The sequence below is a fragment of the Hyphomicrobium sp. B1 genome, assembly GCF_049532635.1.
Classification (GTDB): Bacteria; Pseudomonadota; Alphaproteobacteria; order Rhizobiales; family Hyphomicrobiaceae; genus Hyphomicrobium_B.
This window is the reverse complement of the sequence record NZ_CP134871.1, coordinates 1377088-1390070: the sequence shown is the minus strand read 5'-3', so window position 1 is coordinate 1390070 and position 12983 is coordinate 1377088. Positions and strand designations below refer to the sequence as shown.

At 59.0% G+C, this 12983-nt stretch carries 12 protein-coding genes; 1 reads left to right on the top strand and 11 read right to left on the bottom strand.

All coding sequences use genetic code 11. The annotated features are described in order from the left end of the window. Position 1: 1 nt before the first annotated feature. The 8 genes from RLW55_RS06755 to RLW55_RS06720 form a co-directional block, all read right to left on the bottom strand. Positions 2–877, bottom strand: coding sequence for a phosphoribulokinase (locus tag RLW55_RS06755; RefSeq protein ID WP_409561363.1), 876 nt, complete (start codon positions 875–877; stop codon positions 2–4). A gap of 32 nt (positions 878–909) precedes the next feature. Further along, positions 910–1953: a class 1 fructose-bisphosphatase gene (locus tag RLW55_RS06750; RefSeq protein WP_409561364.1), complete on the bottom strand. Its 1044-nt coding sequence runs from the start codon at positions 1951–1953 to the stop codon at positions 910–912. Between the two features lie 212 nt (positions 1954–2165). Then, positions 2166–2900 (bottom strand): proteasome-type protease, encoded by a 735-nt coding sequence (locus tag RLW55_RS06745; RefSeq protein WP_013949973.1) that lies wholly within the window; start codon positions 2898–2900, stop codon positions 2166–2168. Between the two features lie 28 nt (positions 2901–2928). Further along, a complete protein-coding gene (locus tag RLW55_RS06740; RefSeq protein ID WP_409561365.1) occupies positions 2929–3741 on the bottom strand; it encodes a transglutaminase family protein in 813 nt (270 codons plus the stop codon). A gap of 10 nt (positions 3742–3751) precedes the next feature. Next, positions 3752–4699 (bottom strand): alpha-E domain-containing protein, encoded by a 948-nt coding sequence (locus tag RLW55_RS06735; RefSeq protein WP_013949975.1) that lies wholly within the window; start codon positions 4697–4699, stop codon positions 3752–3754. A 7-nt stretch (positions 4700–4706) separates the two neighbouring features. After that, positions 4707–6101, bottom strand: a complete 1395-nt coding sequence (locus tag RLW55_RS06730) for a circularly permuted type 2 ATP-grasp protein (protein ID WP_423416386.1) — start codon at positions 6099–6101, stop codon at positions 4707–4709. A 199-nt stretch (positions 6102–6300) separates the two neighbouring features. Then, on the bottom strand, positions 6301–7491 hold the full coding sequence (locus RLW55_RS06725) for an MFS transporter (protein WP_414464163.1): 1191 nt from the start codon (positions 7489–7491) through the stop codon (positions 6301–6303). A 138-nt stretch (positions 7492–7629) separates the two neighbouring features. After that, positions 7630–9306: a formate--tetrahydrofolate ligase gene (locus tag RLW55_RS06720; RefSeq protein ID WP_409561367.1), complete on the bottom strand. Its 1677-nt coding sequence runs from the start codon at positions 9304–9306 to the stop codon at positions 7630–7632. A 334-nt stretch (positions 9307–9640) separates the two neighbouring features. On the opposite strand from RLW55_RS06720, the gene RLW55_RS06715 reads away from it, so the two are divergent. Continuing rightward, positions 9641–10795, top strand: a complete 1155-nt coding sequence (locus tag RLW55_RS06715; RefSeq protein ID WP_423415953.1) for a cyclic nucleotide-gated ion channel — start codon at positions 9641–9643, stop codon at positions 10793–10795. 86 nt (positions 10796–10881) lie between these two features. On the opposite strand, the gene RLW55_RS06710 is transcribed toward RLW55_RS06715, so the two are convergent. The 3 genes from RLW55_RS06710 to RLW55_RS06700 all read right to left on the bottom strand — a co-directional run bounded on the left by RLW55_RS06710 (position 10882) and on the right by RLW55_RS06700 (position 12878). After that, on the bottom strand, positions 10882–11043 hold the full coding sequence (locus RLW55_RS06710) for a hypothetical protein (protein ID WP_409561369.1): 162 nt from the start codon (positions 11041–11043) through the stop codon (positions 10882–10884). Positions 11044–11263: 220 nt separating this feature from the next. After that, on the bottom strand, positions 11264–12052 hold the full coding sequence (locus RLW55_RS06705) for a PP2C family protein-serine/threonine phosphatase (protein WP_423415952.1): 789 nt from the start codon (positions 12050–12052) through the stop codon (positions 11264–11266). Between the two features lie 7 nt (positions 12053–12059). After that, positions 12060–12878: an FHA domain-containing protein gene (locus RLW55_RS06700; RefSeq protein ID WP_409561370.1), complete on the bottom strand. Its 819-nt coding sequence runs from the start codon at positions 12876–12878 to the stop codon at positions 12060–12062. Positions 12879–12983: the final 105 nt, after the last annotated feature.

Here is a 12983-nt window from a genome sequence, read left to right as displayed (position 1 = left end):
TTCAAATGACGCGACGGCGCCGCTCGACGAGCTGAAGAATAAGCGGCGTCAAGATCAACTGCATCGCGAGATCAAGCTTACTACCGGGGATCACGATGGAATTGGCGCGCGACATGAAGCTATCGTGGATCATGGACAGCAGGTACGCGAAATCGATGCCACGCGGTTCCTTGAAACGAATAACGACCATCGATTCATCGTTGGTCGGAATCCAGCGCGCGACGAAGGGATTTGATGTATCGACGGTCGGTATGCGCTGGAAGTTGATATCCGTCTCTGCGAACTGGGGGCAAATGTATTGAACGTAGTCGGGCATCCGCCGCAAAATGGATTGCGTCACTTCTTCAGTCGTGTATCCGCGCTCAGTCCGATCGCGTCGAATTTTTTGAATCCATTCAAGATTTATGACCGGGACAACGCCAATCTTAAGATCCGCGTGTCGCGCAACATCATGTTCGGGCGTAACGACGGCACCATGTAGTCCTTCATACAAAAGAAGATCGGTGCCAGGCTCGATATCTTCCCATCGCGTGAACGTACCAATCGGTGTCCCATACGTGTTCGCCTCGTCGTCGTCGTGGACATAGTGGCGATAAAGCCCCTTTCCGCTTTCCGCATAAGTGCGAAACAACTTCTCGAGGTCTTCGATAAGGTTTGCCTCGATGCCGAAGTGGCTGAAATTATGATTGCCGCGCTTTGCTGCGGCCTTCATCGCTTTTTCCATGCCGCAACGGTCGTAGCGATGAAAGGCGTCCCCCTGGACGAACGCCGCCTTTACCTTCTCACGATGAAAAATGTAGTCGAAGGTTTGCTTAACCGACGTCGTTCCGGCGCCGGAGGAACCGGTGACGGATATGATCGGATGCTTAATGGACATGGATGGGACTCGATGCGCCTCTGTTCATGGAATTAGGGTGAAGCTCTGAACAGGCCTCGGCGGCCGAAGAGCGGCGAATGATCTCCCTTGAACTCCTGACCACTATAGATGCGCATCACTCGGTCCACCTCATCTCGTGAACCGCAGATCAGCGGCGTCTTTTGATGCAGAGCCGCCGGAATAACGTCAAGGACGCGTTCTCGTCCCGTCGTCGCGCGCCCACCCGCCTGCTCCACGATCCATGCCAGCGGATTGGCTTCATACATCAGGCGAATGCGGCCCTGATGGAAGCCTTTTCGGCGATCTCCCGGATAGAGGTAAATGCCGCCGCGCGTCAGGATACGGAAAACGTCCGCAACTGGCGAGCCCGTCCAGCGCATGTTGAAATCGCGGCCGCGCGGACCATTGGCGCCATTTTCACAGTCGTGGATGTAAATGCGGATTGGATCGTCCCAGTGGCGCGCGTTGGAAGCATTGATCGCATATTCCTGCGCCTCGGAAGGAATAGAAACGTTGCGCGTTGTCAGATGGTAAACCTGTGTCGCCCGATCGAGCGCGAAGATCTGCGTGCCGTGCCCGACTGTGAGCGCCAACACCGTCTGGGGACCATACACGAAGAACCCGGCGGCCAGCTGGTGCGAGCCGGGGCGTAAGAACGCCGCCTCACCCTCCGCCGACGGATGGCGCGGCAGGATCGAGAAGATCGTACCGACCGAGACGTTGGCTTCGACGTTTGATGAGCCGTCGAGAGGATCGGTCGCGACGAGCAGCGGCGCATTCTTTTGCAGCGTGATCGGAAGTTCTGCTTCTTCGGAGGCTAAAGCCGCGACAGGAACCGCGCCCAAAGCTTGGACCATCAGATCATTGGCGAGGATATCTATTTCTTTCTGCTCGTCACGCTCGCCAGCGCGCGCGACGACCCGACCCAACCGATGATCGAGCGCGCCGCGACCAATCAGTTCCGAAAGACGGATGCTGGCATCGGCGATGGCGAGCACGGTTTCCGAAACCTGGCCGCGCGTACGGCCTTCCAGCGTCCAGTTCGAAAGATATTCACTAAGCGTCGGGAGACCCATTATGCCCTTCCAGCGCCCGCCTGCCCTGATGACCAGCGCTTAATCTAACCGTAAGTGGCATTGAGAATCGAGACAGCACTTTCTTCAAACCCGTGCATAGGCGCGCGCTGCCGCACTTTTGCTGGGGTGCAGCATAGATTTCTCGGCGCGCCGAGTTGTAGGCGCGGATGGCGCCCTCAACTGTTAATCAAATGCGCAAATTATCCGCTGGTTCAGACGTCGAACTCTTCGATCTTGGAAAAGGCTTGCCGCAACGCGTCCGACCAGGCGTTCGATAGATTGCGGAAATATTCGTCGTCGGCGCTGATCCGCTTTTCGCGCGTCACGTCGAAGGTATCTCGTTCGTAGATGACAAGATCGATCGGCATGCCGACCGACAAGTTGGAGCGTAAGGTCGAGTCAAACGACAGCAGCATCAGCTTGGCCGCCTCACCGAGGCGCATGTCGGAGCGCGCGACGCGGTCGAGGATTGGCTTGCCGTACTTATGCTCACCGATCTGGAAGAATGGCGTGTCATCGGTCGCCTCGATGAAGTTGCCTTCCGGATAGATCTGGAACAGGCGCGGGCGCTCGCCCTTGATCTGGCCGCCGAAAATGAAATTGGTGTTGAAGCCAAGCTTGCTGGCTTCAAGCGCAGCTCCGTCGATACTGCGCGCCTCGCGCACAGCGTCTCCGACCACGCGGGCGGCGCGGTACATGTTCGGCGCCGTGAAGAGGGTCGTCACCTCATCGTCGGTCTCTTGCGAGAGATGTTCGTTGATCAAGCTGACAACCGCCTGAGTCGCCGCGAGATTGCCAGCGCTCAGAAGCACGAACACGCGCTCGCCCGGCTGCCGCCAGAGCTGAAGCTTTTTGTACTGCGCGATGTTGTCGACGCCAGCGTTGGTCCGCGTGTCGGCTGCAAACACGAGGCCGCGCTCCAGGCGGAATGCTACCGCGTATGTCATGCAATCGTCTCCGAAGTCGGCAGGGCCGCTATTGTTGCTGGCTGCTCTGCTGCTGAACTTCGACGATGACGTCAAGCTCTTCGTTTGCAACCCCTCGGCGAGAACCGCGAATTGGAGCCGCAAAAGTCGCATCGAGGCCGGTTGCCAGGCGTACATATTTTTCGGTCGGGCAGACGCCATTCGCCGGGTCGAAGCCGACCCAGCCTAAGCCCTCAAGCCAGACTTCGGCCCAGGCGTGGTTGGCATCGGCGGGTTCATCACCCCCCGTCAGCAGGTAGCCGCTGACATAGCGGGCCGGAATGCCTATTGACCGCGCCGCGGCGATGAAGACATGAGCGTGGTCCTGGCAAACGCCTTTGCCTTCCGCCAGCGCTTCGGCAGCGGTCGTATGCGCACCGGTGGAACCGATCTTGTAGTCGATGGCGTCGCGGACGCCATGCATCAGGTTGTGCATGCCGCGAATGTCGGCCTTGGCTCCGGCATCCCGCTGGAGCGCTATGATATCCTCGGCCGCCATCGTCTTGGGGGTGAAGCGGCGGTAGACGCGGAGGGGGGCCGGGTCCATCAGTCCGCGCACGATTCCGGCGCGGTCTTCGGTATCCACGACGCCCTTGGCGATAATCAGCGATTCGGAATGCTCTTCGGTGCAACTCGCGAGATGCACCATATTGCCGAAGCCATCGCGGAACGGCTTCACCGCATCGACGCCGGGAGCGCTGATGCGCCATTCGATGACACGCTGGCCTTGAAACGACGGAGGCGTGAGACGGAGCGCGAGAACGGAATACTTCGTCGGCTCGCTGTAGACGTAACGCGAAACATGCCCAATCGAAATACGCATCGTCGGAGCCTCAATCGCTGAAGTGGTAGGCGGCGGAGATCTCGTTACCGAGCTTATTGTTGCGGGCAATGAAGTCCTGCACGAACTCGTGCAGGCCCGATTGGAAGATGTTGCGAATGTCGGCCTCCAACAGAAGGTCGCGGGTGGATTCCGCCGTCGTCTGACAATCGTGACGGGCGCCATAGAACACCGCGAGATCGCGGAGCGCCAACGTCAACTCATCGTAGCACGAGCGCAGCGACCGCGGCATCTGCCGATTGAGGATCATGAAATCGGCAATCTTGAGCGGCCGATAGTGGTCCTTGAAAACCCAGCGATAGCTACGATGCGCCGAGACGGAGCGAAGAAGCGCCGCCCACTGATAGTTGTCCTTTTCGCTGCCGACCATCTCGCTCGACGGCAGGAGATGATAGTATTTCACATCGAGAATGCGCGCGGTGCTGTCGGCGCGCTCGATGAAGGTGCCGACCTGACTGAAATAGAATGTGTCGTTGCGCAAAATCGTGTTCAACATGGCGCCGCGATAGAGCGCGGAGCGTGAACGCACCCAATCGAGAAGTTCAGGAAGCGAATTCGATGTGATCGCCACCGGGCGAATGGCGGAAAACTCCAGCCACGCACTGTTCAGGCTTTCCCACATTTCCCGCGTCAGGGCCGTGCGTTGGGCGCGGCCGTTGCGGCGCGCGGCGGCGAGACACGACGCAATGCTCGACGGATTCGACGTGTCGAAGAGCATGTAGTCAATCACGTTCTGCGAGATCAGCTCGCCGTGACGCTGCACATAGCCTTGCAGGCACCCGGCGCTCTCGAGCGTCGATCGCCATTCCTCGTGAAAGCCTTCGCCCTCGCGCGGTAGCAGCACAATGCGGTAGCCAACCTCAAGGAGGCGCGCCATGTTTTCTGCGCGCTCGATATAGCGCGACAGCCAATAAAGGTCGTTTGCGGTACGTCCAAGCATTCCGAAGCTATTCCTGCAGCACCCAAGTGTCCTTCGTGCCGCCGCCCTGACTTGAATTGACGACGAGCGAGCCTTTCTTCATGGCTACGCGCGTCAGTCCTCCGGGCATCAAGCGCACCTGATCGCCGATGAGCACAAATGGGCGCAGATCGAGATGCCGAGGCGCCACGCTGGTATCGGCGAGTGTCGGACAAGTCGATAGCGAGAGCGTCGGCTGGGCGATATAGTTTTTGGGATTGGCAATAAGCTTGGCGCGAAATTCGTCGATCTGCTCGGTCGTCGATTTCGGACCGACGAGCATGCCATATCCGCCAGAGCCGTGGACTTCTTTGACGACGAGTTCGGCGAGGTGATCCAGAACGTATTTCAGGCTGTCGGGCTCGCGGCAGCTATACGTCTCGACGTTGGGCAGGATCGGCGCCTTGCCCGTATAAAACTCGATGATCGCCGGAATGTAGCTGTAGATCGCCTTATCGTCGGCAATGCCGGCGCCCGGCGCGTTGACAATCGTCACCCGGCCCGACCGGTAGACATCGAAGATGCCCGGCACGCCCAGAAGCGACGTCGGTTCGAAAACGAGCGGATCGAGGAAGTCATCGTCGACACGGCGATAGAGCACGTCGACGCGCTTCAATCCCTCGGTCGTTTTCATGCGCAAGAGGCCGTCAATGACAACGAGATCGGAGCTTTCGACGAGCTCGACGCCCATCTGATCGGCGAGGAACGAGTGTTCGAAATAGGCGCTGTTGTAAACGCCCGGCGTCAAGAGGGCGATCGTCGGCTCGGCGTCGAGATTGCCCGGAGCAACGCTTTCGAGCGTCTTTAGGAGCGCATCGGCATAATTGTCGACGGGTCGCACGCGGTTGCGGCTGAAGAGGTCGGGAAAGAGATGCATCATCGTCTCACGGTTCTCGAGCATGTACGAGACGCCGGACGGGGTGCGTGTATTGTCTTCGAGAACCATGAACTCGTTTTCGCCGGTGCGGACGAGATCGACGCCGATAATGTGGCTATAGATTCCGCGCGGCGGATCTACGCCGATCATCTCCGGCAGGAAGGCGGAATTCTGGACGACGAGTTCCTCCGGGATCTTACCGGCCTTCAGGATCTCCTGGCGGTGATAGATATCGTACAGGAAGGCGTTGAGCGCGCGAACGCGCTGTTCGATCCCAAGTTCGAGGCGCCGCCACTCGTCGGCGGCAATGATGCGCGGCAGAATATCGAAGGGGATCAGACGCTCGCCGGCTTCTTCTGCACCGTAGACCGCAAACGTGATGCCCGAGCGCCGGAACAAAACCTCGGCTTCAGCGGATTTTTGTCGGAGTGTATCGAGGTGTTGGACACCGAGCCATTCAGCGAATGCTTTATACGGTGGCCGCACCTCGCCGCCGAAGCCGTTCATTTCGTCGAATGGCGCGCCCAAGTCCACCCTCCCGTTTAACGAGTCTTTTCGGATCGGCATCGCAAAGCCCAGGCCAATTTACGCGAAGCCCGGAATTGCTGCATCTGTCTATTCACATCAGCATCTATTTGCTTCCGAAATATGCACCTTCGGCCAAGTCCCGCATAAAATTGCGGCAGCGAGGTCCGGCGTAGAGCAATCAGGTTCCTGCGTGACCAGCGACCTCGGGAATGGCGACCGCTGAGCGGGCCTTTAATCCCCAGGCAGTGGTGACGCCAAGAAATCCCATCGATACGCCGGCCATTAGCAAAACCCACGTTGATCCCAACCCCGTCAAGCCGATGCCATAAACGACCGGTCCGAAGGCTTGCCCCAAAAACATGAAGAATGCATGCATGGCGACGGCCGATCCCCTGTTATGGGGGGCTAGTTCCGTCGCCTGCGTCTGCAGCGAGTTATGGATCATATAGAAGCCGACGCCGACGATCAGGAACGTCGCCATCTCGCGCGGCCACGACGTTCCCAAAGACAGAAGCGCTAGACCAATCCCCGAAACGATGCCACCCGCGAGGATAAGCTTGTAAAATCCAAGCCGTCCGAGCATCAGGCGGACGAGGGCGGTGTAGACAAAACCGCCAAAACCGAAGCCAGCAAGCACGAAGCCGGCTTCTTTCAGGCCGCCTGCGCCGCGCTCTTCGAGAAGAATTGCGACGTATGGAAACAGTCCGAAAATCACGATGCCCTCGGCGAAGACTGCAGCGAAGCAGACAACCGAGCGTGGATTTGCAAAGACAGCGCGATAGCCGTCGATAAATTCCTTGAGGCTCGGGGCCTGGCGCTGAACGCCGGGAGCCGGACGCAATTGCCAAAGCGTGACGACGAACGCAATCAGCGCCAGCGACGTCGCGCCAGCGGTGGCGACACGCCATCCAAACATCGAAGCGATGAGGCCCGAGCCGATCGAGCCCGTTAACTGTCCCGCTATGATTGCCGTCAGAACACGCGAGAGCGCAATTTGGCGTTCGGACATCGGAAAGCGATCGCCGACGATGGCAAACGCTAAAGGAATAATGCCGCCAGCAGCCGCGCCGCCTACGAGCCGGGCCACGGAAAGCGACGCGAATGTCGGAGCGAGCGCCGAGGCCGCGAGGCACAAGGCGAGCACGGCAAGCGCGATCTTAATAATGCGAGCCTTGCCGAAGGCATCCCCAAAAGCGCCGAGGACTGGCTGGGCTAGAGCATAGGGAAAGGCATAGAGAGACGCCAGCATCGCCACCGACGCCGTATCAATGGCGAGATCGCGGGCAATATCGGGCACGACGGGATCAATGATCCGCATCGACATCGAGCTGACGAAACAACTGGTGGCCAGGATGGCGAGAAGGCGCATTCGGGATCGATTGTATGGATCGAAAAGTGCGGACTTCCTAACAGAAGCGGGGCAGATCGCGGTACGACCTGCCCCGTATGGCTGATATGTATCAGAAATGGGCGACTCCGCTGCGCGGAACCTGCCGAATTTCTTGGATTAGAACAGACCCTGGATCTGGCCCTTGTCGTCGAGGCGGATCGAGTCGGCTGCCGGCACCTTCGGCAGACCCGGCATTGTCATGATCTCGCCGGTAACGACGACGACGAATTCCGCGCCAGCCGAGAGGCGAAGCTCCCGGACCGGGACAATGTGACCGGTGGGCGCGCCGCGCTTCGAGGGGTCGGTTGAGAATGAGTACTGGGTCTTTGCCATGCAGACCGGCAGATGGCCGAAGCCCGCGGCCTCCAGGTCCTTGAACTGGTTCTCGACGCTGGCGTCGCAGGAAATGTCGGCCGCGCGATAAATTTCGGTTGCGATCGTCTTGACCTTGTCACGCAGCTTCATGTTGTCAGGATAAAGCGGCTTAAAGTTCGCCTTGCCCTCATCAATCACCTTAACGACATGGTTGGCCAGCGCTTCGGTGCCCTTGCCGCCGTCGGCCCAATGGGTGCACAGGAATGCCTTCGTACCCATGCTCTCGGCGGCCTTCTGCACTTCAACGATTTCCGCGTCGGTGTCGGTGATGAATTTATTGACCGCGACGACGGCCGGGACGCCGAACTTGTTGACGTTCTCGATGTGACGCTTAAGGTTTTCGCAGCCCTTGGCGACGGCAGCGGCATTTTCGGCCTTGAGGTCGTCCTTGGCGACGCCGCCGTGCATCTTCAGCGCACGCACCGTTGCAACGATAACGACGACCGATGGTGCGATACCGGCTTTACGGCATTTGATGTCGAAGAACTTCTCGGCGCCGAGATCAGCGCCGAAACCGGCTTCGGTCACGACATAATCAGCGAGCTTCATTGCAGTCTTTGTCGCAAGCACGGAGTTGCAGCCGTGGGCGATGTTGGCGAACGGGCCGCCGTGGATGAAGACCGGGTTGTTTTCGAGCGTCTGCACGAGGTTCGGCTGCAGCGCGTCTTTCAGCAGCACCGTCATGGCACCGTCAGCTTTCAAGTCACGCGCGCGAATGGGCTTCTTGTCGCGGGTGTAGGCGACGATGATGTTACCGAGGCGTGTTTCGAGATCCTTGATGTCGCGCGACAGGCAGAGGATCGCCATGACTTCCGACGCCACCGTGATGTCGAAGCCATCTTCGCGCGGGAAACCGTTCGAGACGCCACCCAGCGAATTGACGATCGAGCGCAATGCGCGGTCGTTCATGTCGAGGACGCGCTTCCAACCGATGCGGCGCTGGTCGATGCCGAGCGCGTTGCCCCAATAGATGTGGTTGTCGATCAGCGCCGACAGTAGGTTGTGGGCGCTGGTGATGGCGTGGAAGTCGCCCGTGAAGTGCAGGTTGATGTCTTCCATCGGCACGACCTGGGCGTAGCCGCCGCCGGCCGCGCCACCCTTCACGCCGAAGCACGGTCCGAGCGAAGGCTCGCGCAGTGCAGCGATGGCCTTCTTGCCGATATAGTTAAGGCCGTCGCTCAGGCCGACGGTCGTCGTCGTCTTGCCTTCGCCGGCAGGCGTCGGGCTGATGGCCGTTACGAGGATGACCTTGCCGTCCTTGTTGCCTTCGATCTGCTTGATGTACTCGGAAGAGACCTTGGCTTTGGTCCAACCATAGGGAACCAACGCCTCGGCGGGCACACCGACCTTTGCCGCGACTTCGGCGATCGGTTTCAGCTTCGCTTCGCGCGCAATCTCTATGTCGGACTTCACGGTCACGGATTTTTCCTCCTAGAAATCTTTTTTTATTGGGTGAAAAACTTATGTGCTTCGGGCTGATGACGACGTTCAGTTGTGGTCGTGAAATTGCCAAGCGCCTATGGACGAATCTCGGATAGGTGATCGGCGATATCCATGCGCTGATGCCTCAGTTGGCGCCGTCACGCAAGGTCTACTCAACGTCGCGGGGGAGACTAGCCGTTGGTTGAGTAAATCGGCGCCGCACAATGATGCAGTGCGATGACGAGATCTACGGGAGCAACGATCTCTATACGGATTTACGGGGGACGTCGTGTTACACCAACAGACAGAGCGGATCGCAGAAGCAGCAGGCTTGCGTTATAAGACGCTCCGTAAACGCATTTACGAGATCATCGAGACCGGACAGGGCGACGACAAGGCGAGCAAGCTCTTCGATAGCTTCATTGTCGTTCTTATTCTGTTGAACGTCGCCGCATTCGTCGCCGAAACGGTGCCATCGCTCGAGGCTGCCTGGCGGCCCTGGTTTCATTGGTTCGAAGTGTTTTCCGTAGCGATCTTTACTATCGAATACGGGCTCCGACTTTGGACTGCTACCGAAGTGCCGTATCTCAACCGAAAGCACCCGTGGAAGGCGCGGCTCAATTTGGCGTGTCATCCGGCGCTGATCATCGATCTGTTGGCATTCCTTCCATTCTATTTGAGCGCGATCGTGTTGATCGATCTGCGTATCCTCAGAACGCTGCGGCTGTTGCGGTTCTTGAAACTGTCGCGCTACTCGCCGGCGATGTACACGCTGATCCGCGTGCTTTCGAACGAGCGCAAGGCGCTGGCGGGCGCTGGCCTGCTTCTCGCAATGGCTCTGCTCTTCTCTGCGACTTTGATGTACTACATCGAAGGAAACGCTCAGCCGGATAAATTCGGGACCATTCCAGAAGCGGCCTGGTGGTCGATCGCCACGCTTACGACGGTTGGCTACGGCGACGTGACGCCCATTACTGCCCTGGGCAAACTCATTGGTAGCGTCACAATGGTAATGGGTCTTTGCATCCTCGCATTGCCTGTCGCCATCATCTCGACCGGCTTTGCCCAAGAACTGCAAAGGCGGGACTTCGTGATTTCCTGGTCTTTGATGTCGCGTGTGCCACTACTGGCGCGTCTCGACGCCAAAGAAGCCTCTGAAATTATGCCGTTATTGGAAGCGCACAACCTGCCCCCGAACGTCGAAGTCGTGAAAAAGGGTTCTCCGGGTGACGCTATGTATTTCATCGCGTCGGGACGGCTTGAAAAGCTCAAGGACGGTCAACGCCACGTCTATTCCGTCGGCGACGTTTTCGGTGTGGAGACAATGTTTGAAAACAGTCCGCATGGAGAGGCTATCATAACGTCGTCACGGTGCCGCCTGCTGAAGTTGCAGCGCGAGGATTTTCATAGGTTGGCATCGAAGCAGCCGCGTGTTGCCTCGCACATTCGCAGGCTTGCGACCGGCGATCTCCGTGATGCCTCCTAGACGGCGGGCGACCCAACGCGTCTCGACATAAAAAAACAGTGGGCTTGTGGCCCACTGTTTCCATGAAACTCGAAATGCTTCGAGACTTACTTCACGGTGCAGGACTTCGTCTTTTTGTCCCACGTGCCCTTCGCCTTTTTGCAGGCAGCCTTCGTCTTCGGGGCATCGGCGGCGTTGGCCATAACCGGAGCCGCAACCGACATCAGAAGACCGGCCATCACAGCAGCGCTCAAAATCTTGGAAATCATAAAGTCTCTCCTTCGCATCTCAGCCGGCCATTGCGGCCGGTCAGCCAAGGCTGAATACGGAAGGTTCTTTGCCGGTTTCTGGCGGCCAGAATACATTTGCGTAAGGTTGCAACGCGCGCTGATCAAATTCGCGGAAACAGAATGAATTATTGCTTGTGCTCAAGCAGATAATTCTTGTCGTAATTTCGATGGACGAAGACAGCGCAGCAGGCTGAAATAATCAGCCCACGGCCCTTACGACCAGGACGGTCGCATTATCCTGATATGGCTCACGGATCGCTTCGATCGAGCGAATGATGGCCCTGGCGACCACCGCCGCGCCGTCTTTTGCGTAACCCTGGATCAGGCGGGCGATCTCGTTCGTTTCAAGTGTTGCGATGCCGTCGCTCGCCAGCACAACGTAATCGCCGGGTTCGAGTTTCAACGGCTGGCGGGAAACATCCAACAGATCAATTTCCTCGCCCGTTACGGCCGAGCGCAGCATATGCCGGCGCGGGTCGTGACGCGCCTCCTCGGCCGTCAGCTTGCCTTCGGCAACCATGCGATCGAGCTCGGGCGCGAGCGAGTGATCTTCGTTCAGAAGCGCGACCTCGCCGCGGCGGAAGAGGAACAGCGGACTGTCCCCGACGCTCACCCATTCGACGCCGAGCGGACTGAAGGCGGCGCCGATTAGAGTCGAGCCCATCCCAGCGAGCAGCGGGTTCTCTGCAATCTTCGTTGCGAGGGCGGCGTTGGCGGCCCCCAGCCCGGCGATGAGCCGCTCGCTCACCTCGCCTTTTGCAGCGGAGGCGGATTGCAGAAAATGATCGCACACCATTTGGCTTGCGAGCGCACCTCCGGTATGGCCACCCATGCCGTCGGCAAGAACGGCCAAACCCGCCCGGTCGTAGCCCGGCCCTTCGCTTGACAATACGATGGGCTCGCCGCCGTCCGACAGAAACGCGGCTGTATCTTCCTGATAGTCGCGAGCTCCGCGCGTTGCGGCGACTGCATGCTCGAACGGCGGCATTCGATCCTTAAGCTTCGGAAATCTCTGACCAGTCAAAATCGCTTCCGCAGAACGGCAGGAAAGCGACTTGCGTGCGCCCGAGCGTTATGACGTCCATCGGCTGCAGCGGCACGGGGCCTGCCGGTCGCTTGTCGTTCACAGAAACGACATTCGTCTTAGCAAGATTTGGCACGAAGAGGAAAGTCCGATCCGTCGAATCGTAGCGCAGGTAGGCTTGCGCCTCGTTCGAGATGGCATCATCGCCGAAATCCAGCGGAATCCTGTTGTCACGCGAGCGGCCAAGCGTGTTGTTGCCCTCGAAAATCGGGCGAAAAGAGCCAAGGCCGGGGCCGCCGACAACGATCAGAAAGCCGACGACGGGGTCGCGCTCGAAAACGCCGTGCTCGATTTTTTGCTTGCCGCGCACCAGAACCGTGCGAGCTGGAGCCTCGGTATCAAGCTCCGCCTCGACTTTCCGGGGTTTCGAAGGTTCGGCACGGATGACGCGCGTGGTCGGCGGCGAGTCGGCTTCTTTTTCTTTCGGCAGGCCGAAGCGTTCCGGAATTTTGGGTTCGGGACCGGTGCGGGCAAGACGTGCGGCCTCTTCGGCGCTCAGACTGTCAGATGCCGCTGCCACCGGGATGGGTTTTGGCTCCTCGCTCCGAGCGGCCGGAACCGGAGGTGGCGCAACCGGCTGAACCTGTGCGGGGGCCGCGACCGCCGCGGCTGGAGCTGTTTCGTCGCGACCGGCTGCCATCAGTGCGTCCCTCAATGAGCCCAGAAATTTATGAGGCTTACCGCCCTTCGCTTCGTTGCCTGCGGTGGTCTCGCCCCGTTCGATTGCCATCGACACATCTCCATCTGATTTCGACAGGCGCAGATTTCCGCCGAATCGCGCCGCAGCGTTTTGATACGCATGAACTGGAACCTGGACAGAACCTTGGCGACAACG

Bases quoted from the DNA above. Each gene is read 5' to 3' on its own strand.
- RLW55_RS06755 (WP_409561363.1), bottom strand. From the start codon at position 877: ATGTCCATTAAGCATCCGATCATATCCGTCACCGGTTCCTCCGGCGCC.
- RLW55_RS06750 (WP_409561364.1), bottom strand. From the start codon at position 1,953: ATGGGTCTCCCGACGCTTAGTGAATATCTTTCGAACTGGACGCTGGAA.
- RLW55_RS06745 (WP_013949973.1), bottom strand. From the start codon at position 2,900: ATGACATACGCGGTAGCATTCCGCCTGGAGCGCGGCCTCGTGTTTGCA.
- RLW55_RS06740 (WP_409561365.1), bottom strand. From the start codon at position 3,741: ATGCGTATTTCGATTGGGCATGTTTCGCGTTACGTCTACAGCGAGCCG.
- RLW55_RS06735 (WP_013949975.1), bottom strand. From the start codon at position 4,699: ATGCTTGGACGTACCGCAAACGACCTTTATTGGCTGTCGCGCTATATC.
- RLW55_RS06730 (WP_423416386.1), bottom strand. From the start codon at position 6,101: ATGAACGGCTTCGGCGGCGAGGTGCGGCCACCGTATAAAGCATTCGCT.
- RLW55_RS06725 (WP_414464163.1), bottom strand. From the start codon at position 7,491: ATGCGCCTTCTCGCCATCCTGGCCACCAGTTGTTTCGTCAGCTCGATG.
- RLW55_RS06710 (WP_409561369.1), bottom strand. From the start codon at position 11,043: ATGATTTCCAAGATTTTGAGCGCTGCTGTGATGGCCGGTCTTCTGATG.
- RLW55_RS06705 (WP_423415952.1), bottom strand. From the start codon at position 12,052: ATGCCGCCGTTCGAGCATGCAGTCGCCGCAACGCGCGGAGCTCGCGAC.
- RLW55_RS06700 (WP_409561370.1), bottom strand. From the start codon at position 12,878: ATGGCAATCGAACGGGGCGAGACCACCGCAGGCAACGAAGCGAAGGGC.